Source organism: Salinimonas iocasae, from assembly GCF_006228385.1.
In the GTDB taxonomy this organism is placed as follows: domain Bacteria; phylum Pseudomonadota; class Gammaproteobacteria; order Enterobacterales; family Alteromonadaceae; genus Alteromonas; species Alteromonas iocasae.
Genome location: NZ_CP039852.1, coordinates 2,300,861 through 2,322,973, shown reverse-complemented (window position 1 = coordinate 2,322,973; position 22,113 = coordinate 2,300,861). Strand labels below are relative to the sequence as shown.

Sequence of the window (22,113 nt, the reverse complement as noted above, 5' to 3'; positions counted from 1 at the left end):
GTTAAGCTTTGGTTGGCACACCGACATCTGCAATGTTTGCCTGATGATTCAGACTACGCGCCAGTACAAAGAAGTAGTCTGACAGCCGATTGATATACGCCAGCGCCGCTGCGCTGACATCATGGTCTCTGGCCACCCGTACCAGGGTTCTTTCCGCGCGGCGGCAGACTGTTCTGCAAACATGCGCCTGTGCTGCTGCATGGTTACCACCAGGCAAAATGAAGTGGGTTTGTTCGGGAAGCGTATTACTCAGAGCGTCTATTTGCTGCTCGAGCGCGGTCACATCATTATCGTGTAAGGAAGAGGTTGCGGAGATAACATACCCCAGCTGAAACAAATGCTGCTGAATATGCTGCAGATAATCCTGATGGATATCCGATAAACTGATCAGCACACCAATATGGCTGTTCAGTTCATCAATATCGCCGTAACAGCTCAGGATGTCATCATCCTTGCTGACCCTGACTGGCTTGTCGGCATAAATACGGGTCTGCCCCTTGTCACCGCCACGGGTATAAATTTTCATCTAAAAGCCCTCCGGCGTTTTGAATCTTCTGATTTTAACTACCATGCCAAACAACGGATGGTCGAAGTAATGCAGTTGCTTACTGATTACCCGGCGCATCTGATGGAAGGGCACCGCTACCAGCTCATATTCAGGCTGGGTATCTGCACTTGCGTTTGCATCAACAGGTATTGGCTGGCGATAGAACAATTTGGAATCAATGTGCAGATAGGGAACCCGGTTAATATTTTTCAGATACACTTTTAAATACCCGTCAACCTGCCAGATTGGACCGCCTGCACCTGATAATGTGGCATCGGGCGGCGCATTATTGCTTTCCTCTTCACCTGACTGGGCTGCTGCCATCATTTGGTTAAAGCTTACCGGTTGAGCATTTTGCAGCCGTTTACGCAAAGCAGAGAAAAAATCCTCCTGCTCTGCTGTATTACTTTCTTTGGCGTCGTCAGCAGGCGCCAGTATCTTCAGTTCTGTTTTTTCCAATCCCTGTTCGGTAAACGCATCACTGTAATCGCGCCCGGCAAATAATCGCACCGACGCGGCTTTTTCCTGACCGAACGTAACAGGCTGACGCCAGGTGGTATGCAGCAAACGGGTCAGCCCGCGCGTCTGACGAATCTGTTGAGATAATTTTGTTAATTCACGAGCATCACCGGGCAATACATGGGGCGTGCCGTCAAAATCGTCGCGACCTTCAGGTACCACTGGCATTTCATCGGGGTAGGGGAGACGGTTATCAGGCTGATAGATTGTCCACTGATTGTCCTGCCAGCTCATCCAGGCCCTATCCGGTTCGCAAAACCTGACTTCAGGTATCTGTATAGTTTGAGGGGCCGGACCATGAAATTCCAGCCAGAGGCGGGCAGCCTCAGAGAGTGTAACTGTGCTGGCACCTGGTGTGGTGCCTGAAAGTGCTGTGCCGCTATTCAGGTTATTACCTGCTGCTGAGTCCTCACTTGTCGTTACTTGACTATCGGCGAGCATTTCATCCAGATCGTAGACCGGCCGATAGCCAGTTATCATAGGCAGAGACTGCGCCTCTACCCATAACGGAGAGGCGGGTTTCCCACAAAGTGGTAATGTTTGCTTCAGGCGGCTGATATCGGGCTGAAATAAGGCACTGAGCAAATCCCAGCGAGCCTGGGGCTTGCCCAAATCAGGTGCGTATTCAAATTGTTCCTTAAGTGATGTAAGTGCCTGACCACGGTCAAAGATAATAACCTCTACATCAAACCACCAATCCTGCTGAGCATGTGCGGCCACTGGCAGTATGCTCAGCGACAGGGCAATGAATGAATACAGCGCACGTCTCATTTAGCGCGTCTCCCGGGAAAAGTCATTAAGCACTCCTTCGATAAGGGCGATACGATCTTTAGCTGAATCAGTTTGGCTTACAATCTTCAGCTTCTGACTGCCTTCAAATTTGAATGTGTCTGGCTTAGTTTGTACCAGCTTTATAATGTAACCAGGGTCTACGCTGGTATCTTCTCTGAAGTCTATCGTACCGCCGGCAGCAGACAAATCTATTTTTAAAATGCCCAGCGAGCGTGCGATAAGTTTCAGTTCTGCTACTTTAACCAGATTTTTGGCTGCATCAGGTAACAATCCGAAGCGGTCGATAAGCGCAACCTGGAATTCGTCAATGTCATCTTTTGTATTACAGCTAGCCAGTTGTTTGTATAAAGAAAGCCGCGTATTAACATCAGCAATATAATCTTCAGGCAGAAGAGCCGGTATCCGAAGTTCCACATCTGTCTGACCCGCCAGACTATCATCAAGGGAGGGCTCACGGCCTTCCTTCAATGCAGTGACGGCCTGGTCGAGCATGTCCATATATAATGAGAAACCCACAGTGGCCATTTGCCCAGACTGATCATCGCCGAGCAGTTCACCGGCCCCACGTATTTCCAAATCGTGGGTTGCCAGCGCAAAGCCCGCCCCCAAATCTTCGAGATTAGAAATGGCTTCTAATCGCTTGGCAGCATCGCGTGTCATACGTTTGGGGTGAGGGGTCAGTAAATAAGCGTACGCCTGATGGTGGGATCGTCCTACACGTCCCCGCAACTGGTGCAGTTGCGCAAGGCCAAGATTATCCGCTCTGTCCATAATAATAGTGTTAGCTGTTGGCACGTCGATACCAGTCTCAATGATCGTCGTGCACACCAGCACATTGTAACGCTGGTGGTAAAAGTCGCTCATAATAGACTCAAGCTCGCGCTCGCGCATCTGGCCATGACCGATGGCGATGCGGGCTTCAGGGACAATTTCGGCAATTTCCTGCGCCGTTTTTTCGATAGTATCTACTTCATTGTGCAGGAAATATACCTGACCACCCCGTAAAATTTCACGCATGATAGCTTCGCGAATGACCGGCTTGTTCCGCTGCTGCACAAAGGTTTTAATAGACAACCGCTTGGCAGGTGCGGTTGCAATAATAGATAAGTCGCGCATGCCCGAAAGTGACATATTCAGTGTTCGGGGTATCGGAGTTGCGGTTAACGTCAGAATATCAACGTCGGCACGCAGTGATTTGAATTTTTCCTTCTGGCGCACACCAAAGCGGTGTTCCTCATCAATAATTACCAATCCCAAATCACTGAATTTTATGTCGTTACTTAACAGCTTATGCGTGCCAACGACGATATCTACCTGGCCGTTGCTGATCCCTTCAACCACTGATTTCTGTGTCTTGCCACTGACAAAACGGCTCATGACCTGAATGTTGAAAGGCCACTGTGCGAAGCGATCTTTGAAGTTCTCATAGTGCTGTTGAGCAAGCAGTGTGGTGGGAACCAGTATGGCGACCTGCTTGCCCTGGTTGGCGGCCAAAAATGCAGCACGCATTGCCACCTCTGTCTTACCGAAGCCGACATCACCGCACACCAGACGATCCATTGCCTGCGGGCTACCCATATCCTGAATGACCGCATTGATAGCCTGCTGCTGATCAGCAGTTTCTTCAAAGGGGAAACTGTCGGCAAAGGTCTGATATTCTTCCCATTCGATGTTATAGGAAAAGCCGGGATTAGCCGCGCGTTTCGCATAGACATCGAGAAGTTCAGCCGCTACATCGCGAACACGCTCAGCAGCTTTCTGCTTGGCTTTGCTCCAGGCATCCGAGCCAAGTGCATGCAGCGGGGCATGGTCAACATCGCCACCGGTATAGCGCGATATATAATGAAGTGAGGATACCGGCACATATAGCTTTGATTGCTTAGCATACTCAATACACACGTATTCGGTGGTCACGCCGCCGGCATCCAGCGTCTGTAAGCCGATATAGCGTCCCACACCATGGTCGAGGTGGACGACCGGCTGTCCCACCGACAATTCAGCGAGGTTTCTTATTACCGCGCTTTCGTCGGTGGTTGCTCTTTTTTCCCTTAGTCGACGCTGGCTGATTTTATAGCCCAGCAACTCTGTTTCAGTGATAATGAATAACTGACAGTGCTTTTCCTGCCAGGTAAAACTATTTTCTACCAGTCCAATAGCAATACCCATCGGGGCGTCACTGTCACAAAAGGCCTGATAGGAATCAAAATGCGTCGGCCGGATATCGCTTTTGCGAAGTATTTCCAGCAGGTTTTCCTGTCGCCCTGCCGATTCGGCAATAAACAGGGTTCTGCCATTATTACCGGCGGCGCTGTTTAGCGTAGAAAGCAGTGCTTCGGCCTGCTGTTTCTTTTGTGGGTTTAGGGCAATGTCTGTCAGCTTCTGACTGGGCGCATTATGCTGACCGGCTTTCTCTTCCAGCGCGTAAGATTTCAATGAAATACGCGGCCATTGTTTGATGTGCTCAAACAGCGAGTTGATGGGCAAGAACAATTCGTCTGGTTTGAGCAAAGGGCGGGTAACATTGTACCGGTGCTGCTCATAACGCTCGTTAACATCGTTCCAGAAAAAGTCACTGGCCTGCTGTAAATCACCATGTAACATCAATGTGGTGTGTGGGTGCAGGTAATCAAACAAGGTTGCGGTAGTGTCGAAAAACAGTGGTAAATAATATTCTATACCAGCAGGCATAGTGCCTTTACTGACCTGTGCGAAAACCGATTCCTGCGCCTGACTGGCATCAAATCTGTCCAGAAACTGTTGTCTGAACAGCGAAATTGCGTCTTTGTCGGTAGGAAACTCTCGCGCTGGTAACAGGCGTATCTCGTCTACCTCTTCTGCCGAACGCTGTGTCTCCGGGTCAAAAAAGCGAATGCTTTCTATTTCATCGTCAAATAAGTCAAGACGGAAAGGGCGTTCACTACCCATCGGAAATAAGTCGATAATTGAGCCACGTACACAAAATTCACTGTGGCTCATCACCTGACTGACATGCAGATAACCCGCCTGCTCTAAATTACGCCGGAACTGTTCTCTGTCCAGCGTTTGCCCCTTGTTCAGCATCAGCAAATATTTATTCAGATAATTTACCGGTGCCAGGCGTTGCATTAGGGTATTGACCGGAACGATAAATAGACCCTGACGCTGGGAGGAAAAGTGGTAAAGCGTTTCTAACCGCTGCGAGATAATATCCTGATGCGGCGAAAACATGTCGTAAGGCAATGTTTCCCAGTCGGGGAACAGCGTGATGTGCTTCTCGCCAGAAGGCAGAAAAAATGCGATTTCGCGTTGCAGCTTCAATGCCGAAGGCGTATCAGCGGTGAGCAGTACTACGGGTCCCTGGCTATTTTCAAATGCAGTGGCAACGGCCAGGGCGTGACTACTACCCTGCAGATGCCCCCAGTGCTGGTGGTCCTGCGTGCGGCCTTCGGTCTTTGTTTTCGGAAGTGGCAGAGTGGCGTTTTTTACTGTCATATCACCTGATACTTAACATGGTTGAACGGCCTGAAACGACACTCTGGGTTAGTCGTCGTCGCCTCTGGCTTGAGCGCGTTTACGCAGCTGTAAAGTTTGCAAATGCAGGCTTGCCCGAACCAGTAATTCCTGGTCCTGCTCGCGTATGCGGGTAAAAATAAAAGCTATATGGTAATCATCTTCATTCTGCTGACAAGTAATAACTTCGCCATAGCAAAAAATAGCAGCTGCTTCCTCACTTAAAAACAGTTTGATTTGTGCAGCTGTTCCAACCTCGAGGGAAGAAGGGCTGTGAACAACAATACCGCCACCACCAAATTTAACGGTGATAAAACGGTGTTCTGGTTCGTCCTGTTGGTGAAGTATATATGACATCATCAAGTCGATCTTTTTTGACTGATGATTGAGATAGTCTGCCAGCGCTGACGCATGATCACTTAACCCCCTCAGTGGTCTTAGCGCAGCGGCATCCAGTGCAGACATCTCCGAGGCAATCCTAAATGCGTACGGCATGGCGTCTTCCAGCTCAGAGTAGGCCGGCAATTCCTCGTCACTGCCAAGGGGTTTGATGTTTGCTTTCAGTTCGTGGTTAATGACGTAGAATTCATCGAACTGCGCTTTTTTTTCTTCCAGCGACAAAGTGTCCATATTGTTTACCACCTAATTCTTGTAGGACTACACGCTTGCACGTAGACTATACCTGAGTATATCAGTATTTTTGAGTGCCGGTTACGACCCGCCAGGACGTTGTTGTTTCACTTACTGCAGCACATGCCAGAGGGACCGGGTAACGTGTCTTATTAAAGTGAATAAGCTGCCACCTATCAATTCGATCAAATGACGGACCGATATGTTTCATCCGATATCAGCCTTTATTGCCTGGCGGTATTCCACCGCGGGTAAACAGAACAGCTTTGTCTCTTTTATAAACCGGTTTTCTGTTGCCGGTATTGCACTTGGCCTGATGGCGCTGATTGTTGTGGTATCGGTGATGAACGGTTTCGAGGCACAGCTAAAAGCCCGTATTCTGGGGCTGGTGCCTCATATTGTCGTCAGCCATTCTGATAACACCAATCCGATGCAGCTTGAGAGGCTGGAAAATGTGGAAATGGTATCGCCATTTTTAGAGGCGCAGGGCGTGCTTCAGTCAAAAAGCGGCTTGCGTGGCGTGCAGGTACAGGGTGTGCTGGCAGAAGATATGCAAAACAGCGTGTTGGATAACAGCATGCAACTTGGACAGTTATCTTCAATGACGCCAGGGAGTTTTACGGTGATTATCAGCCAGTCCCTGGGGCGTCAGTTGCAGGTTGGAGTAGGCGATAAGGTCAGAATTCTGATGGCCGGTGCCAGTGTTTATACACCGTTTGGCAGATTGCCGAGCCAGCGGCTGGTCACGGTCGCCGGGGTACACAATGTAGGCTCCCGGCTGGATGAAAAGATTATTTTCATGTCGTTAAACGATTTGAAAAAGATGTTGCGCCGTAGCGCTGATAGTCCGGCGGACTATCGCCTTTTCCTTAATGATGCCTTTGCTTACCAGCAGACCGTTATGCAACTGGATGAAGCAGGTTTTGAAAGTGAAAACTGGCGGACCCGCCAGGGGCCGTTATTTGACGCGGTGAAGATGGAAGGCAACATGATGTTTCTGATGCTCATTCTCATTATCGCGGTAGCTGCCTTTAATATTGTGTCGGCGCTAGTGATGGTTGTGAGTGAAAAGCAGGGCGATATCGCGATTCTTCAGACCCAGGGGCTGAGCCAGGCTAAGTTGATGGCTGTTTTTATACTTAATGGTGTATTCAACGGCGTAAAAGGTGCCGCAATTGGATTGATACTTGGCGTACTCATCGCGCTTGAGCTCAATACGCTACTTGAATGGATGGGCGTGAGTCTGGCCTTATCCGCAGACGGTGCGGCCGTACCGGTAGACATACGGGTATCGCAGGTGGCGGTATATACCTTGTTCTCATTGCTGCTGTGTTTTCTGGCCAGTTTGTATCCGGCAATGCGGGCAATGCGAACACAACCGGCCACCGCACTTCAGAACGATTAATTGCACCCGGCCTTTACGCGTAAAGTTTTGGGGTGCATCGCCAGGCTAAATTACTTATAATCCCCGTCCTTTTATTTTTAGGTTGGTAGGCCACATGAAAAAGAATTTTATTACCTCGCAGTCTTTATTACAGGATTCCTTTCGTCTGGCAGCCAAAGTCTATGAAGACGGCTTTCGCCCCGATTTTATCGTAGGGATCTGGCGTGGTGGTGCTCCTATCGGGATCGCAGTACAGGAATTTTTTGAATTTAAAGAAAATCCTACAGATCATATCGCAGTAAGAACCTCCTCTTATTACGGGATTAACAAGCAGTCAAAAGAAATTCGCGTACATGGCCTGCATTACCTGGTTGAAAATGCGAATGCGAACGACAAGCTACTTATTGTGGATGATGTGTTTGATTCTGGCCGAAGTGTTGATGCGCTGATTAATCAAATAAACAAGCTAATGCGCCTGAACACACCTACCGATATGCGTATAGCTTGCCCATGGTATAAGCCCCAGAACAATAAAACTGACATTGTTCCAGATTACTACATCAATCAATCTGATGAGTGGTTAGTGTTTCCTCATGAAATTGCCGGTCTGAGCGAAGAGGAAATTCGGGAAGGAAAATCCGAGCTTTCTGATGTCATGGACATTCTGTTCAAATAAACCCATCCGTTACACCAAAGCCGGCTTCCTCGCCGGCTCTTTTGTCTTTCCTGAACCCATTGGTAACAGTCCTTGACTGGCGAGTTGGCGAAAGAAGCCAGGGTAGGCGAGTCTGTTCTTAATCACACTATTGACTGATCATTTCCCGATAGCTATTCACCATTGAAGTACGTGTAAATTTTTTGTTATTTGCTGTTTACTTTTGCGTCACAATTAGACATGGTAATAATGTAATACAATATTACGTTTACGAAAATGCACTTTTGGGGACAAAACAATGATAACGGGAAAACGACAGTGGATATTGGGTGCTGGCTTATTGCTTGCGCTTAATACACAGACAGCAAGTGCCGGACTAATGAACACCGATTTTTCATCCGGCTATTCTGGATGGAGCGGGGAGGTTATTTCCTACAACTACCTATCGGGTATGGACAGTACCGAGACCGGCAATATCTTTAATCAGTTCGGCGACAACTTTTTACTGTCAGGTAATGAGGTTACGTTAACTACGTCATCGGATGCGATGAATGATTACTGGTCAGTCAGTATGTTTCAGGAAGCGACCCTTGCTGAAGATATACAGACGCTTGCACTGACGGTAGAGGCATCGCTAACCGATCCTGCTGCAGACTTTTTCTATGTTCAGTTGCGTGATCTTACTACTGACAATGTGATTGACCTGTCGGCTGGTGGGTTGTTCGATATCAGTACATGGGCCGGGCAATCCGTGAGCTTTGAATTTGGCGTTATGGATTTCGATTTTATCCCTGCCGACAGTATAGCGGTCGGTGATATTTCACTCGGGTATGCCTCTGTACCTGCTCCTGCTACAGGCTTATTACTTGCGCTGGGTGCGCTAATTTCTTTGCGGCGTAAAGGCTGCTAATTCACGAGACATAAAGTCAGTTAGTAGTCGGCTTTTCTTACTAATTTCATCAGGAGCTATGACAATGAATTTTTTGTCCTCGGATGCGCTGTTAACTCACTGGCACAAATCTGCGTCAATACGGCTAAGTGCTATTGCAGTGGCAGGTTTATTTTCTTCATTTGCCTCGGCTGACTGGCAACCTGTCGAAGGGGGAGCAGTGGCGCAGGGAAAACCGGTCTACGTGAGAGGTAGCGGTTTTTATACCGACAACCGGATTAATTTGCAAGATAGCGCAGTATCTCAGGATACGCTGCGCCTGGTTATTACCAATAGCAGTCACCCCGTAGAAAACGCCGATGGTATGACAGATAGCGGTGCCCCGTATTTTGACGTAAATTCGATTTCACAGGCCATCCGCGTTCGCTTTGCGATGCAGCGTTCACGTCTGGCTTACAACGCTGAGGTTCAGCAATTTTCTCAGCAGGGCAGACCCGATCCTACCGTAAATGGGCCCATCAGTTTTGATAATGCCAGTGTTCACGATCCGTCCGTCATTAGGCTTGATAACGGTGAATATTATGTCTTTGGGTCGCATCTTGCCGCAGCAAAAAGTGAAGACCTGATGAACTGGTATTCCGTGGCCGGAGACGGGGTAGAGAATTCTCCATTTTTTGATACGTACGAAGAGGAAGCCGCAGAAGGTATTGCCTGGTCGGGCGGCACAGTAGGCTCCTGGGCAGCTGATGTTATTCAGCTGGAAGACGGCAGGTATTATTTTTATTACAACCATTGTGCCTCTGTAGATAGCGATCTGTGCGACGCCTCACGTTCCTATCTTGGGGTAGCGGTATCCGATAATATTGAGGGGCCTTATGAGAACAAAGGGCTCTTTTTACGCTCCGGGCATATTGGCGATGAAAACCCCGCCATCAACGGTGAAACCTACAACGGAAATTATCACCCGAACGCAATTGACCCGGATGTGTTCTATGGTAAAAACGGCCGGTTGTGGATGGTGTACGGGTCTTATTCCGGAGGAATTTTTGTACTGGAGATGAGTCCACAGACCGGAAAACCGTTAGAAGGTCAGGGCTTTGGTACAAAAATCATGGGAGGCTTCTACAGTGCGATAGAAGGCCCATACATGTTCTATAGCCCAGAGTCAGACTATTACTATCTGTTTACTTCCTTTGGCGGCTATGAACAAAACGATGGCTACAATATGCGTATATCTCGCTCCAGAAGCCCGACAGGACCGTTCGTTGATGCGCAGGGTCAGGATATGCTTGGTGCCAGTGGCAACTGGTCGAGTATTGAGCCTTATGGTGTGAAGCTTATGGGAGGACATGTGTTTGATGTAAACCCGGGCGAACCTGGCAGTGACAACGGCTATATGGCACCGGGACATAATTCGGCGTTCTATGATGAAGAAACCGGTAATCATTATGTTATTTTTCACACGCGATTCCCGGACCGCGGAGAGGGCCATGAAATTCGTGTCCATGAGATGTTCATCAATGATGATGACTGGCTGGTCGCCTCACCACATCGTTATGTCCCCATAGACGGTGAAAATATTGTGGACAGACACGATCTCACCGGGACTTACCGGTTTGTTAATCACGAAAAGGATATTAACCGTGAAGCCAAAGTCTCCCGTTATCTGCAACTGAATACCGACGGCAGTATCGGTGGGGACTTCACCGGTTCTTACCGGCTTCGCGGGGACAACAGGCTGACGCTATGGATTGATGAAGTCGGCACGTTTGAAGGTGTTGCAGCGTGGCAGTTCAACGATAACATACAGCAACTGGTTCCTACTTTCACAGCGCTGGCGGTGACAGGAGAGTCGGTATGGGGCACTCAAATCCCTGGTATGACTGTTGAGGAGGCTGTTCAGGCCACTGCCGATGCACTTAGCGTCCCCGCGCTTGCCAGTAATGATATTGTGCTACCTGATACCGGCGCGCTGGGGGCAACAATAAACTGGCGCTCAGATAACGAGAGCGTGGTAAGTAGCGATGGTCGTGTTGTGCGTCCTGCACCGGGTTCGTCAGATACCACCGTAACAATCACAGCAACCATTACACTAAACGGCAAGACCCTTACGCGCACCTTTACTGTTGAGGTACCGGCGCGGCAGTTATACAACCGGGTCGCTTTTTATCAGTTTGAGAATGACCTGACAGACTCGTTAGAGATTCAGCCAGAAGGCCGCCCGGTAACCGGTACCCCTGACAATTTGCAAGGCGATGTATCGTATACGGCAGGTCAGCATGACCAGGGACTGTGGTTACAAAATGGTAATGGCGTTCGCCTGCCTGATGGTTTGATTGATAACAACGCTTATACCGTCTCCATGTGGCTGAATCCCAGTCAGTTGTCCCAATTTACACCCGCGTTCTTTGGTGCGTCAGCGGTTGATAACTGGATAAGCCTGGTGCCCTGGAGCTGGGATGGCAATACCATGTTGTGGCGCGGCAGCGTTGCCTGGTATGACGCTTCGGCCGGGTTCAGAATACCTGTGGATACATGGAGTCATGTTGCCTTTAGTGTTGATAACGGCGCGATACGACTTTATATCGATGGTGAGCAGGTGTATTCAGGCACCGGCTTTAATGATGTATTTAGCGGCACTGACGGCGTGTTTACCCTTGGTGTAAACTACTGGGATACGCCATATCAGGGCCTTATTGACGAACTAGCGGTCTATGATGATGCACTAACACAAACTGAAATTGTTGCGCTGGATATTGAAAAACAATCAGGTAGTCAGTTGCTCGAACAGGCGGCTAATGCGCTTGATTTGGGTTATATCAATGCGATTAAGTCAGATTTGATGCTTCCGGCCACCGGCTTGTTTGCATCATCAATCAGCTGGACATCGTCCAATCCTGAAGTGATAAGCGCACAGGGTAAGGTAACCCGACCTGGCGAAACTGAGTCCGATGCGACAGTCGTGTTAACCGCAACAATTAGCCTGGAAGGGAAGGAAGTCACGCGCGAATTTGCTGTTACTGTGCGCTCGCTCGGGCCCGTGCAACCTGTGGCTGAATTTAACTTTAACGCATTAACGTTAGAAGATGCCACAGGCAATTTTGCAGCCGGTATACCCACCGGGGCGCAGCTTAACACCGAAGGTGGTGCACCTGCGTTCACTGGTGGAATAGACAGCATGGGGCTTATGCTGGATGGCCAGTCCGGGGTGAAATTGCCTGATAATATTATTCAGGGCGACAGGTACAGTGTGGCGCTGTGGTTAAACCCTACTGAACTGACCATGTTCACATCTGCACTGTTTGGCTATGCGTCAGCCGATAGCTGGGTAAGTCTGGTACCCCGGGGTCACGATGGCGTGTCGCAGAACACCATGATCTGGTCGGGTACGCAGTGGTACGATGCCGGGCTGGCAGAGCAGATACCGGTAAACACCTGGTCACATATTGTATATGTGGTTGAGCAAGGTGAGATTACCGTCTATCTGAATGGCGCTCAGGCCTATAAAGGCACCGGATTTCCGGATGTGTTTTCTAATCAGGAAACAACGGGGCTGAGCATTGGTGTGAACTTCTGGGATACCCCCTATAATGGTATTGTCGATGAGCTGAAGATTTACGATGATGCTATTTCTGCGCAGGATGTTCAGGCACTCTATTCATCTTCTCAAGCAAATTGAATAACTGACTCTGCACACTGAAAAAGCGGCCCGTTTACGGGCCGCTTTTTTTTATGCTTTGCTTTCACTGGTCATCAAAATAAAATTTGTCGTGAAAGGTGTATACCCACTCGGGCTTGTAGACCACAAGCAGCGTAATTGCGGTTCCGTTTAGCAATGCTTCAGGAAAGAGCATCAGGGGAATTATCATTACATAGTTGTCGATTATTGCGTATGAATCGTAGATACCGTCCAGCACATAGTAGCCTGCAAGCGTTAGCATGGCCGCCCCAAGTGCCAGCGCGGCAGGGAGAAATGCACACAGAAAAATATAAACCAGAAAGTTTCGCGGGATTTTGTGAAACGACAGAGCATAAACTGTGTAGGTCAGTCCCACGGGTATCAGAATAGTTGCGATGCCCTGTACGCCAAGCATTGACCACGAAACGCTGCCAGCAATACAGGTTATTATCAGGCAAAATGTTGCACAAATCGTTGCTATTCTGAACCCCAGGGTCAGCGTTAATGCGGTAGTCAGTAAAAAGTGAATGTCCGGCCCCAGTGAAGTATGTAACCGGAACAACCAGAACAGCAGAAGCAATGCTGTGGCATTAACGATGGCGAGTCTGGTACCCGATGCTGCAAATGCGCCTTTGATATCTGCTTTAGAATAAATGTAGGAAACACTTAACACAAAGATTATCAGAGCAGCCGTTTGCAGCGCAGTCATATCAGGGTCTCCGGTCAGTCGCCGTACACAGCCCAAATCGGCGCGTGATCAGAGGGCTTTTCAATACCCCTTAGCTCATAATCGATACCGGTTTCGTTTAACTTCTCGTGAAAGTCAGGCGTCGCCAGAATGTGATCGATGCGCAGGCCGCGGTTATCCAGGAAGCCTTTTGAACGATAATCGAACCAGCTGTATTGATCATCCGTGTCGGGATGCTGATCTCTGAAGCTGTCAGTCAGCCCCCAGTCATAGAGTTTCTGGATCCATTCTCTTTCTTCAGGCAGAAAACTACATTTTCCGGTGCGTAACCAGCGCTTTTTATTCTGCTCGCCGATACCAATATCAATGTCCTGCGGAGAGATATTTAAGTCACCCATTACGACGATATCGTCGTCTTTGGTGTGATGCTGTGTGAGGTAGCTCGATAAGTCTGCATAGAACTTACGCTTGGCCGGAAACTTCGTTTCATGGTCGCGATTTTCGCCCTGTGGAAAATACCCGTTAAGCACTGTCAGCGGCTTTTTTCTGCCTTCAGAAAATGTCAGCATAATCATTCTGCGCTGCGCATCTTCTTCATCAGTAGGAAAACCGTACTGCACATTATCTGGCGCTTTTTTGGTTAGAAACGCCACGCCATAGTGACTCTTCTGACCGTGATAAAATACATGATATCCCATATCACGCACTGCCTCTTCGGGAAACTGTTCGTTCTGTACCTTAATTTCCTGTAAGCCAATAACGTCCGGCGCATGTTTGTCGATAATAGCCTGCAGTTGGTGTAAGCGTGCCCGGATGCCATTGATGTTAAATGAGATAAATTTCATAATTTTTTGCAACTGTCTGTTTATAATTGTAAAGGTATCACGCCGGATGGTGTTTTTGATGGGAAAGGGTATTCGCACATACCTGAAGCCCGTCAAAAAGCTGATTAGCAATATCAATACATGCATCGACATCAAGCTTATGTTGCTGCACGTAATCAAGGCCATGCTCGACAAACTCAGGCCAGCGCTGACCCAGGGCAATCATTTGTTGATAATACGCTGTCGGAAAATCTTCATAACCCGCGTGATTCAGCCAGCGATAGAGAATTCTGGCACCCATTGATGAGCCCATCCAGACGTAGGCGCCGGCCAGAGCATGTTCAGGCGACTCAGCAGACGAGATAAGCGGGAAATCCGGGAAGTCCGGCTGACGACCCAGTGCAATCAGGTCATGGCTGATTGCTTGCATTACTGCGTCAGTGTCGATGAATTCACTCAGCAATTCGGAATTTTCAATATTTTGTATAAAATTTGAGACACAGTTGTGAAAACTGGCTAAAATCAAAAGATTTTGAGTATAAGCCTGACGGTCAAAAACCGCAGGTTTCATCATCGTTGAAAACGGGTAGGTTGCTTCCAGCGCAGTATGGGATGCAGCGGTGCCACGCTTGAGTTCAGTAAAAAAAGTAGTCATAGGATTGTACGTCTTGATCCTTAGTTATCTTCGTCGTGTAGGAGATACCTACGCCATTATGCAGTAGAAAATGAAGTATGAAAAATTCTGATTTTATTGATGTAGACAAATCTGTCGATCTGACTAACTGTGATAGAGAACCTATTCATCTACTTGGCCACACACAGGGTTTTGGTTGCTTTATTGCACTCCGTTTCGACTGGATAATTGCGTATAGCTCGGCAAACACCAATGATTACTTTGGTGCCGATAGTGACGATGTCATCGCCTCTCCCCTGAAAAACTGGATTGACCCTCAGACATTACACGATATTCGCTCTGCCTATCAGGCTTCTACCATTACCGGGCGAAATGAACGCTTGTTTTCAAGAGCTATCGAAGCTACCGGTGTGCCAGTAGATATCTCAATCCATCATAATGGTACTTTTATCATTATCGAGTTTGAAAAGATCACTGACGATCGGGTACCGGAAGACTCTTTTGTGCGCTCAATGCTCAGTCAGTTTCATCGGTATTCGGATAGTCAGGAGCTTATCAACAGCACTGCGCAGTATATACAGTTTCTCACCGGCTACGACCGGGTTATGGTCTACCAGTTTCTGCCTGATGGCGCCGGCGAAGTTATTGCTGAAGCGAAAAATGAAAATATTGACTCATTTTTCGGACTGCGTTATCCCGCCTCGGACATACCGAAGCAGGCCCGTGCGCTTTATCTGAAAAACCTGCTGCGTGTAATTCATGATGTAGATAGCGAGCCGGTTCCGATTCTGCCTGAAGCAGAAGATGCTGAAGACAGTATTGATTTGTCTTTCTCAACGCTACGCGCTGTATCGCCCATTCATATTGAATACCTGAAAAATATGGGCGTAAAAGCCTCAATGTCGGTGAGCCTGATTATCAACGGCAAGCTATGGGGGTTGATTGCCTGCCATCATTACAGTCCGTTAATCCCGTCTTATTTTGTACGCACAGAACTTGAATTGTTCGCTGAGGTTTTTTCGCTGGAATTATCGTCGCGGTTAATGCGCGAGCGTGAGGATGAGTCAAACCGGGTGCGTAATGTTCATAATCAGGTTATGGCCAGCATTGGTAGTGAAGGCTCGTTGCTCGGCTTGCTGGAAAAGCAGTTTGATACTATGCGCGCATTGATTCAGTGCGATGGCATTGGGGCAGTAATAGATGAAGATTATCGCACCGCGGGTACAGCACTTAGCGCTGACTGGGTGCATCAGCTAACCCGCTATTTAAATCGCCAGGCGTCCAGTGAGGTGATCACTGTGGATAGCCTGGAAAAAGTGTTGAAAAACTACGATACCAGCAGTGATAAAATTGCCGGCGTTCTTGCGATCCCGGTATCAAAAAGTCCCCGGGACTATTTACTGTTTTTCCGAATGGCGCAAACGCAAACCGTTAACTGGGCGGGTAACCCTGAAAAGCCGGTATCATTCGGGCCTAACGGTAGCCGTCTAATCCCGCGCTCCAGTTTCGCCTTGTGGCAGCAGACTCATGATGACAGATGCGAGCATTGGTCAGATGTGGATGTACGCAGCGGCGATTCATTACGTGTCACCTTACTGGAAGTTATCATCCGGCACTTCCAGGAGCGCAGCGAATTACAGTCGCGGGCCAGTCGCAAGCATGAAGTGCTCATTTCTGAGCTTAATCACCGGGTCCGCAATATTCTGAACCTGGTTAACGCGATAGTTATGCAGACAGAGCAGGCGGACAGAGACCTCGAAGATTTTGTACGGATATTGTCAGGACGGATGATGGCACTGGCGTCTGCTCATGATCAGCTGACCGCGTCTCACTGGAACGATGTGTCATTCCGACAACTTCTGGAGACCGAGATTCAGGCTTATGCGCATCAGGGAAACACGATTAAATTTGAAGGACCTGATGTTGCCTTAAAGCCTGATGCCACCACACCGGTCGTGCTGGCCATTCACGAATTGTTTACCAATGCCGCTAAATATGGCGCGCTGTCGAACTCACAGACCAAAGGCCTGGTGACCATAGAGTGGGAGGTCGATAAGCAGCGCGGCATGGGAATTCACTGGCGCGAGTCAGGCGGGCCTCCGGTGGCGGCTCCTAAGCGGGAAGGGTTCGGCATGATTCTCATCCGAAACACGATTCCCCATGAATTAGACGGCAATGTGGATATTGAATTTGCGCCTACCGGTGTTGAAGCAAATATTCGTATTCCGGCAAGATATTTGTCAGATTCCTCGTTGTCTGACGAAGGCGTTATTGAAGACAGTACTACTGAAAATAGACTTATCTGTCTGCCGAAGCGAGTCCTGGTGGTTGAGGATAGCCTGGTCATTGCATTAGATATTCAAAAGAAACTAAAAGCGATAGGCGTCAGTGAGGTAGGTGTAGCTGGTAATCTCTCAACGGCGGAACAACAACTCAAAGAAAAGCAGCCTGACCTATTGATTTCTGATGTACATCTGGGCAAAGAAACAACATTTGAGTTCGTTCAAAAAGCCGTAACGCTTGGAATTCCGAGCATTATCGTTACCGGCTACGGTGATGCATTACCACTGCCAGAATCGTTGAAAAACATACCACTTCTGACTAAGCCAGTACCTGATAATGTTTTACTCGATACATTGCGTCAGCTGTCTGAAGACCAGTAAATAAGGCTGTTATGAGTTTACTAGAAAACAAACGTGTTCTTATCGTCGAGGACACTACCATCGCCGCCACTTACCTGGCCCGAGAACTGTCCGCGCTAAACGCACAGGTGGTGGGTCTGGCAAGATCAAAAGAGCAGGCACTGGACATGGCAGAAAAAACCAATCCAGAGCTCATCCTGATGGATATTCATCTGGCAGATGGTAGTAACGGCATTGAAGCTGCCCGCAGTATTACACAGAACCGGGCTGTTCCGGTCGTATTTACAACATCTTACTCCGACGATAACACATTGCAGGATGCCCTTAGCGTGTCGCCCTATGGCTATGTCGTAAAGCCATTTGATGTTAAGACTATCAAAGTAACCTGCGAGACTGCGCTTAAGCGATTTGCGTTAGAGGAACAGGCCCGTAACAGTGAGAAGCGCTTTAAAGTCGCTGCAGAGGCAGCAAAGATGGGCGTAATGGAGCTGGATGGCAGTGGTCGCTCTTTCACATTTACTGGCGCTAAAAGTCTGCAACATCAATTTGGCGCCTCCACATCCATTGATTTGGATACGTTCTTAGCGCTGTTTGATGATAATGATAAGCAGGATGTCATCGATAGTATTGCTCAGGGTAAAAGCCTGCATAAAACGCTATGCATTGATCCTGATGATGATACCTGGTTGGATATCGTATTCAGCGAAATCGATGTAGACAACGAGCAGGTGAATATCGGTGCGGTCATTGATGTTACCGAGCGCCAACGTCAAAGTAAAAAACTGCGACTCTCCAGCATAATCTTCGACCAACTGGCGGAAGGTGTGGCGGTGCTGGCTGAAGATTTCACCGTGCTCGATTGCAATCGCGCATTAGCGGATCTGATAGGCGTATCATCGGATAGCCTGGTAGGTAAATCCCTGTTTGATTTTGGTATTGATCCGCTTTCGATTGCCCGTAACCGCGGGAAAAAGAAAATGCTGCGCGATAAAATTCATCTTCACGATGCGCGCGGTGATGAGTTTCCGGCGTTACTCACTGTTACAGAGCTTACGCAGAATACCGAGTCCGAAAAGTTTGTAGCCACAATTTCTGACATTACTGAACTTACCCGTGCTGAAAAACAGCTTGAATCTCTGGCGTTTACCGACTCTCTGACCGGCGCGGGGAATCGCAATTATCTGAAGCTGGCACTGAATGACAGTATTTTCAGTGATAATATTCAGGCGCTCATTTTTATTGATCTCGATGGCTTTAAGGCAATCAATGATACACACGGTCATGATGTCGGAGATGAGGTGCTTTGCGAATGTGCGATGCGGCTAAAGCATTCTATTCGCGAAAACGATACGCTGATTCGGCATGGTGGTGATGAGTTTGTCGTCCTGGTTCAGCAAAGTGATGATTTAAATAAGTTAAGTCAGCGTCTACTGAACGCCTTTGACGAGGCTATTATTGTCAGTGACCTGACGCTAACTGTGGGTGCCAGTATTGGTGTGGCCGAGGGGATCGACGGCAAGGATGCAGACGAGCTGCTTAAACATGCTGATATTGCCATGTACGAAGCTAAGCGAAAGGGTAAGGGCCAGGTCGTTTTTTATACCGCAGAACAAAGCGAATCTATTGAATACCGCCTGTATGTCGAGCAGGGGTTACTTGATGCCATTATTAATCACGAACTTTACGCTGCCTATCAGCCAATCGTTGATTCATATGGTAATATCGTAGCACTGGAGGCGTTATGCCGCTGGAAAAGTCAGGAAATCGGCGACATCCATCCCGACTCATTTATCCCCATAGCTGAGGAAACCGGTCTTATCAACGAACTTGGGCTGAAAATGCTGCGCGAGGTATGTATTGCCAGTTCCTTACTGAAAGAAGAAGGGCTAAGCCATGTCAAAGTGCATGTCAATGTGTCGATTCTTCAGCTTAACTCCACGGAATTGGTTAAGCAGTTTATGAGCTTTCTGGATGAGTTCTCAATCAGTGCCGACGACATCGTCCTTGAGGTTACCGAGTCCGCTATGCATGACATAGGTACCCGCCGGATCCTGCGCGAGCTTGCTGCTGCCGGCTTTACCATAGCCATTGACGATTTTGGTTCGGGCTACGCATCGGTGTCTGAACTGACCGAGCCTTATACGCATATTGTGAAGATGGACAAATCTCTGTTGCCTGCCGAAAATAGTGGGGAAACCAAGCGCGTTATCATCGATACACTGATTCAGATGTGCAGCAGATTGGGTAAATCCGTTCTTCTGGAAGGAATTGAAACAGAAGCTCACGCAAATTTTGCCAGACAGGCAGGATGCGATCTGATGCAGGGCTTTTTATTTTCCCGCCCTAAAACCATCAATGAGCTTTTACCAGAAATCCGTGAGCAGTCACAGATAACCGCCTGATTCAGGCGGTTTTAGGATTGCACTTTTTACGGCGGTCAGCGACAAATTCCGTGGCTGATATTTCGTGATTCGTCATTAACGGCAACGCAAAGCGGTCGGGGCAGGGCATACTCTGCAGGCCTTGGTAAACAACCTGAGGTAACGGCGCAACCAAAGAAACGGAACAGGCAAATTTATTCACCTCACAATAAATAATTTTGCAGTTTTCAGCGCGTAGTGTTTTATTTATCAGCGCCATAATCTCCAGCGCATAATGTGCAATATTATTCAGATGCGTATGAAAATTATTCTGTTTGGTATTATCGCTCCACTCGAACTCTATCTCAGTTACTACGCCAGAGAGTGGCTTGAGCAAGTCTTCTCGCAGCCATAAAGAAAAATGCCGATAGTTTATACTGATAATATCGTTGCTTTCGTATTCGATAGGAAGCTGCAGTGGCTTAGTATGATCAGTCATCGTCGCCGGTTCCTGTCAAAAGACGATTATCCAGATACATAGAAAGCGGGAAGCGTTCATAAACCTTATCGCCAAACGCGCGCGTTTTATGTACCACAAAAATGTTTGCATGCTGGGCGCCGAACTGCCCGATAAAGACGTTAACAAATTCCCGCACCATACTTTCAGCATCATTCATTACGGTCTGCACCATTTTCATGGCACTGGCATGCAATTCACCCAAACAGGTATTGAATTCAGCCAATAGCTGCAATACATCAATGCGTTCGGGCGTTTCTTCAAGCACAGAGGCTCTGAAATCCGCCGGGCCGCCGATATACTCGCGTTCAATATAGGCTTTGAAATCAAAACGGCGCTGCGGTTGTCCGTCTTCATCTAGAATAATACCCGACTGACAATGAAAAGCGTGGAAACTCAGTCCGTAGTAGGTGACATAGTCATACATAGCATCGACAAAACGATACGCAAAAGAGCGCTGATAAAGCCGGTCCATGAGTTCACTGAGCTCAGTAACACGCTCACGTTCAGTTGGCAGACAGCTTTGTATATGTCGCTTCAACTGGCTGGTGAAAATTCTTGCGCTTAATACGTAATTATTGATACTGGCATTAAGCTGAGGTTTAAGCTTTTCGATATCTTCAACGCTGTATTGCGAGGCATATAATTCGCCAAGCTGCGCCATATGCTGATCAATAATCCGATAATTAGACAGAACCAGACGGTATTTGTGTGACACAGCATGAACCAGCGAAAGACGCTTGCGCGCTCGCTTAAGTTCTTTAAACTGCTCCTCCGTCAGAGGCAACGTTTTATGATTGTTATTAGACGTTAAGTAAAACTCTGAATCCATCTTCACTAATACACTGCAAAATCGGCGTTAAGATTACCACGTGCCGTACGCTGGTTAAATTAAATTTCTTTGCTAGCCAAAGACTTTCATACGATCATGTGACTGAGCGATGATAGTTGGCGGTTCGGCGGTTTCCTCTTTATAATGCCGCATCAGTCACAATCGGAGTCGCCAGGTGTTTCCTGAAACCATTACCACTACCTTGTCATCTGCTATAGTAAAGCAGGCAGCCTCACTTGATGCCAGTCAGCGACAGGAACTGTTTTTACATTATGTCGAAAAAGCCGGGCAGATTTGGATGAAGCAGGGCCGCGACGGTTATGTGATGATTGCCCCTGACCAGGCAGAAGCAGTGGCAGATTTCAGTGCAATTCTGCCATTATGGCCGCACAAAGATCTGGTTCACCTTTGGGCGCCTGCCAATAGTCAGGACAGTGAACCTGCCAATGTTTCTCTGGATGACTTTTGTGAAACGTGGTTACCGGGCCTGCAAAAAAACAATATTGGTTTGCTGCTTTTCCCGACGGATGAGGATGCCGGGGTCGTGTTGAGTGCTGATGAGCTGAGCGACAGCTTATTTGAGAGTGACAACAAACGTGGATAATAAGTTACTTCCTTTGGCCCGGTCAGTCTCTGGTGCGAAAGGCTGGGATAACGTTACCCGACAGATAATGCTTGCCGGGAAAACGTTATCAGCCCCCGATAGCACTAATGCCATTGCGCACAATGAGGTTGCAGGGTGTCAGAGTCTGGTCTATTTATGGGCATCTGAAGCGAGCCACAAAACAGCCTGCTTTCAGGGATGGTCAGATGCCAAGATCATCAGAGGGGTGTTGGCTGTTCTGCTTGAAAAAGCTAATGCACTGACGTATGAACAAGTGCTTACGTTCGACTTTGCGCTTTACCTTGACCAAATCGGTTTATCACGACATTTAAGTCAGTCACGTGCCGATGGCATCACGCAGGTTATTTCCAGACTTAAAACGCTGGCATTCACTCTGCAGTAGCCTGGTCAGATAACTTGATGGCTGG

The 22,113-nt window shown here is 48.1% G+C and carries 17 protein-coding genes; 8 read left to right on the top strand and 9 right to left on the bottom strand.

Annotated features, from left to right (window positions below):
* Position 1: 1 nt before the first annotated feature.
* From FBQ74_RS10205 to FBQ74_RS10190, 4 genes are read right to left on the bottom strand one after another with little or no spacing between them, the layout of a single operon-like run.
* On the bottom strand, positions 2-526 hold the full coding sequence (locus FBQ74_RS10205; RefSeq protein WP_139756578.1) for a cob(I)yrinic acid a,c-diamide adenosyltransferase: 525 nt from the start codon (positions 524-526) through the stop codon (positions 2-4).
* Positions 527-1,837, bottom strand: a complete 1,311-nt coding sequence (locus FBQ74_RS10200; RefSeq protein ID WP_139756577.1) for a CsiV family protein — start codon at positions 1,835-1,837, stop codon at positions 527-529.
* Entirely contained in the window at positions 1,838-5,329 is a 3,492-nt protein-coding gene (gene mfd, locus FBQ74_RS10195) for a transcription-repair coupling factor (RefSeq protein WP_139756576.1), read from the bottom strand.
* Between the two features lie 48 nt (positions 5,330-5,377).
* Positions 5,378-5,977, bottom strand: coding sequence for a PilZ domain-containing protein (locus FBQ74_RS10190; RefSeq protein ID WP_139756575.1), 600 nt, complete (start codon positions 5,975-5,977; stop codon positions 5,378-5,380).
* Positions 5,978-6,179: 202 nt separating this feature from the next.
* Here FBQ74_RS10190 and FBQ74_RS10185 point away from each other — a divergent pair, with 202 nt between their 5' ends.
* From FBQ74_RS10185 to FBQ74_RS10170, 4 genes are all read left to right on the top strand, one after another.
* On the top strand, positions 6,180-7,382 hold the full coding sequence (locus tag FBQ74_RS10185; RefSeq protein ID WP_139756574.1) for a lipoprotein-releasing ABC transporter permease subunit: 1,203 nt from the start codon (positions 6,180-6,182) through the stop codon (positions 7,380-7,382).
* Positions 7,383-7,476: 94 nt separating this feature from the next.
* Positions 7,477-8,037: a phosphoribosyltransferase gene (locus tag FBQ74_RS10180; RefSeq protein ID WP_139756573.1), complete on the top strand. Its 561-nt coding sequence runs from the start codon at positions 7,477-7,479 to the stop codon at positions 8,035-8,037.
* 277 nt (positions 8,038-8,314) lie between these two features.
* A complete protein-coding gene (locus tag FBQ74_RS10175) occupies positions 8,315-8,926 on the top strand; it encodes a hypothetical protein (protein WP_139756572.1) in 612 nt (203 codons plus the stop codon).
* A gap of 58 nt (positions 8,927-8,984) precedes the next feature.
* Entirely contained in the window at positions 8,985-12,584 is a 3,600-nt protein-coding gene (locus FBQ74_RS10170; RefSeq protein ID WP_232371899.1) for a LamG-like jellyroll fold domain-containing protein, read from the top strand.
* A 64-nt stretch (positions 12,585-12,648) separates the two neighbouring features.
* Here FBQ74_RS10170 and FBQ74_RS10165 read toward each other — a convergent pair whose 3' ends face one another.
* The 3 genes from FBQ74_RS10165 to FBQ74_RS10155 are packed head-to-tail and all read right to left on the bottom strand — an operon-like array spanning position 12,649 to position 14,751.
* Entirely contained in the window at positions 12,649-13,293 is a 645-nt protein-coding gene (locus FBQ74_RS10165; RefSeq protein WP_139756570.1) for an energy-coupling factor ABC transporter permease, read from the bottom strand.
* Positions 13,294-13,307: 14 nt separating this feature from the next.
* Positions 13,308-14,117, bottom strand: a complete 810-nt coding sequence (gene xthA, locus FBQ74_RS10160; protein ID WP_139756569.1) for an exodeoxyribonuclease III — start codon at positions 14,115-14,117, stop codon at positions 13,308-13,310.
* A 37-nt stretch (positions 14,118-14,154) separates the two neighbouring features.
* On the bottom strand, positions 14,155-14,751 hold the full coding sequence (locus tag FBQ74_RS10155; protein WP_139756568.1) for a biliverdin-producing heme oxygenase: 597 nt from the start codon (positions 14,749-14,751) through the stop codon (positions 14,155-14,157).
* A 77-nt stretch (positions 14,752-14,828) separates the two neighbouring features.
* Between FBQ74_RS10155 and FBQ74_RS10150 the strand changes: the two genes are divergently transcribed.
* Positions 14,829-17,393: an HWE histidine kinase domain-containing protein gene (locus FBQ74_RS10150; protein ID WP_139756567.1), complete on the top strand. Its 2,565-nt coding sequence runs from the start codon at positions 14,829-14,831 to the stop codon at positions 17,391-17,393.
* Positions 17,394-17,404: 11 nt separating this feature from the next.
* Entirely contained in the window at positions 17,405-19,774 is a 2,370-nt protein-coding gene (locus FBQ74_RS10145; protein ID WP_139756566.1) for a two-component system response regulator, read from the top strand.
* A gap of 1 nt (position 19,775) precedes the next feature.
* Here FBQ74_RS10145 and FBQ74_RS10140 read toward each other — a convergent pair whose 3' ends face one another.
* Together FBQ74_RS10140 and FBQ74_RS10135 are read right to left on the bottom strand one after the other, a co-directional pair.
* Entirely contained in the window at positions 19,776-20,231 is a 456-nt protein-coding gene (locus tag FBQ74_RS10140) for a hypothetical protein (protein WP_139756565.1), read from the bottom strand.
* Positions 20,224-21,081 carry a hypothetical protein gene (locus FBQ74_RS10135; protein WP_139756564.1) on the bottom strand — a complete coding sequence of 286 codons (858 nt, stop codon included), beginning with the start codon at positions 21,079-21,081 and terminating at the stop codon, positions 20,224-20,226. Before FBQ74_RS10135 ends, FBQ74_RS10140 begins: the two co-directional genes overlap by 8 nt.
* 175 nt (positions 21,082-21,256) lie before the next feature.
* Between FBQ74_RS10135 and FBQ74_RS10130 the strand changes: the two genes are divergently transcribed.
* Together FBQ74_RS10130 and FBQ74_RS10125 are read left to right on the top strand one after the other, a co-directional pair.
* A complete protein-coding gene (locus FBQ74_RS10130) occupies positions 21,257-21,685 on the top strand; it encodes a DUF2750 domain-containing protein (protein WP_139756563.1) in 429 nt (142 codons plus the stop codon).
* Complete coding sequence (locus tag FBQ74_RS10125) at positions 21,678-22,088, top strand: SufE family protein (RefSeq protein ID WP_232371898.1); 411 nt, start codon at positions 21,678-21,680, stop codon at positions 22,086-22,088. The genes FBQ74_RS10130 and FBQ74_RS10125 overlap by 8 nt, the downstream gene beginning before the upstream one ends.
* Positions 22,089-22,113 lie beyond the last annotated feature (25 nt).

Bases quoted from the DNA above. Each gene is read 5' to 3' on its own strand.
- FBQ74_RS10170 (WP_232371899.1), top strand. From the start codon at position 8,985: ATGACAATGAATTTTTTGTCCTCGGATGCGCTGTTAACTCACTGGCAC.
- xthA (WP_139756569.1), bottom strand. From the start codon at position 14,117: ATGAAATTTATCTCATTTAACATCAATGGCATCCGGGCACGCTTACAC.
- FBQ74_RS10145 (WP_139756566.1), top strand. From the start codon at position 17,405: ATGAGTTTACTAGAAAACAAACGTGTTCTTATCGTCGAGGACACTACC.
- FBQ74_RS10135 (WP_139756564.1), bottom strand. From the start codon at position 21,081: ATGGATTCAGAGTTTTACTTAACGTCTAATAACAATCATAAAACGTTG.
- FBQ74_RS10205 (WP_139756578.1), bottom strand. From the start codon at position 526: ATGAAAATTTATACCCGTGGCGGTGACAAGGGGCAGACCCGTATTTAT.
- FBQ74_RS10185 (WP_139756574.1), top strand. From the start codon at position 6,180: ATGTTTCATCCGATATCAGCCTTTATTGCCTGGCGGTATTCCACCGCG.
- FBQ74_RS10155 (WP_139756568.1), bottom strand. From the start codon at position 14,751: ATGACTACTTTTTTTACTGAACTCAAGCGTGGCACCGCTGCATCCCAT.
- FBQ74_RS10190 (WP_139756575.1), bottom strand. From the start codon at position 5,977: ATGGACACTTTGTCGCTGGAAGAAAAAAAAGCGCAGTTCGATGAATTC.
- FBQ74_RS10175 (WP_139756572.1), top strand. From the start codon at position 8,315: ATGATAACGGGAAAACGACAGTGGATATTGGGTGCTGGCTTATTGCTT.
- FBQ74_RS10180 (WP_139756573.1), top strand. From the start codon at position 7,477: ATGAAAAAGAATTTTATTACCTCGCAGTCTTTATTACAGGATTCCTTT.
- FBQ74_RS10140 (WP_139756565.1), bottom strand. From the start codon at position 20,231: ATGACTGATCATACTAAGCCACTGCAGCTTCCTATCGAATACGAAAGC.
- mfd (WP_139756576.1), bottom strand. From the start codon at position 5,329: ATGACAGTAAAAAACGCCACTCTGCCACTTCCGAAAACAAAGACCGAA.
- FBQ74_RS10150 (WP_139756567.1), top strand. From the start codon at position 14,829: ATGAAAAATTCTGATTTTATTGATGTAGACAAATCTGTCGATCTGACT.
- FBQ74_RS10200 (WP_139756577.1), bottom strand. From the start codon at position 1,837: ATGAGACGTGCGCTGTATTCATTCATTGCCCTGTCGCTGAGCATACTG.
- FBQ74_RS10165 (WP_139756570.1), bottom strand. From the start codon at position 13,293: ATGACTGCGCTGCAAACGGCTGCTCTGATAATCTTTGTGTTAAGTGTT.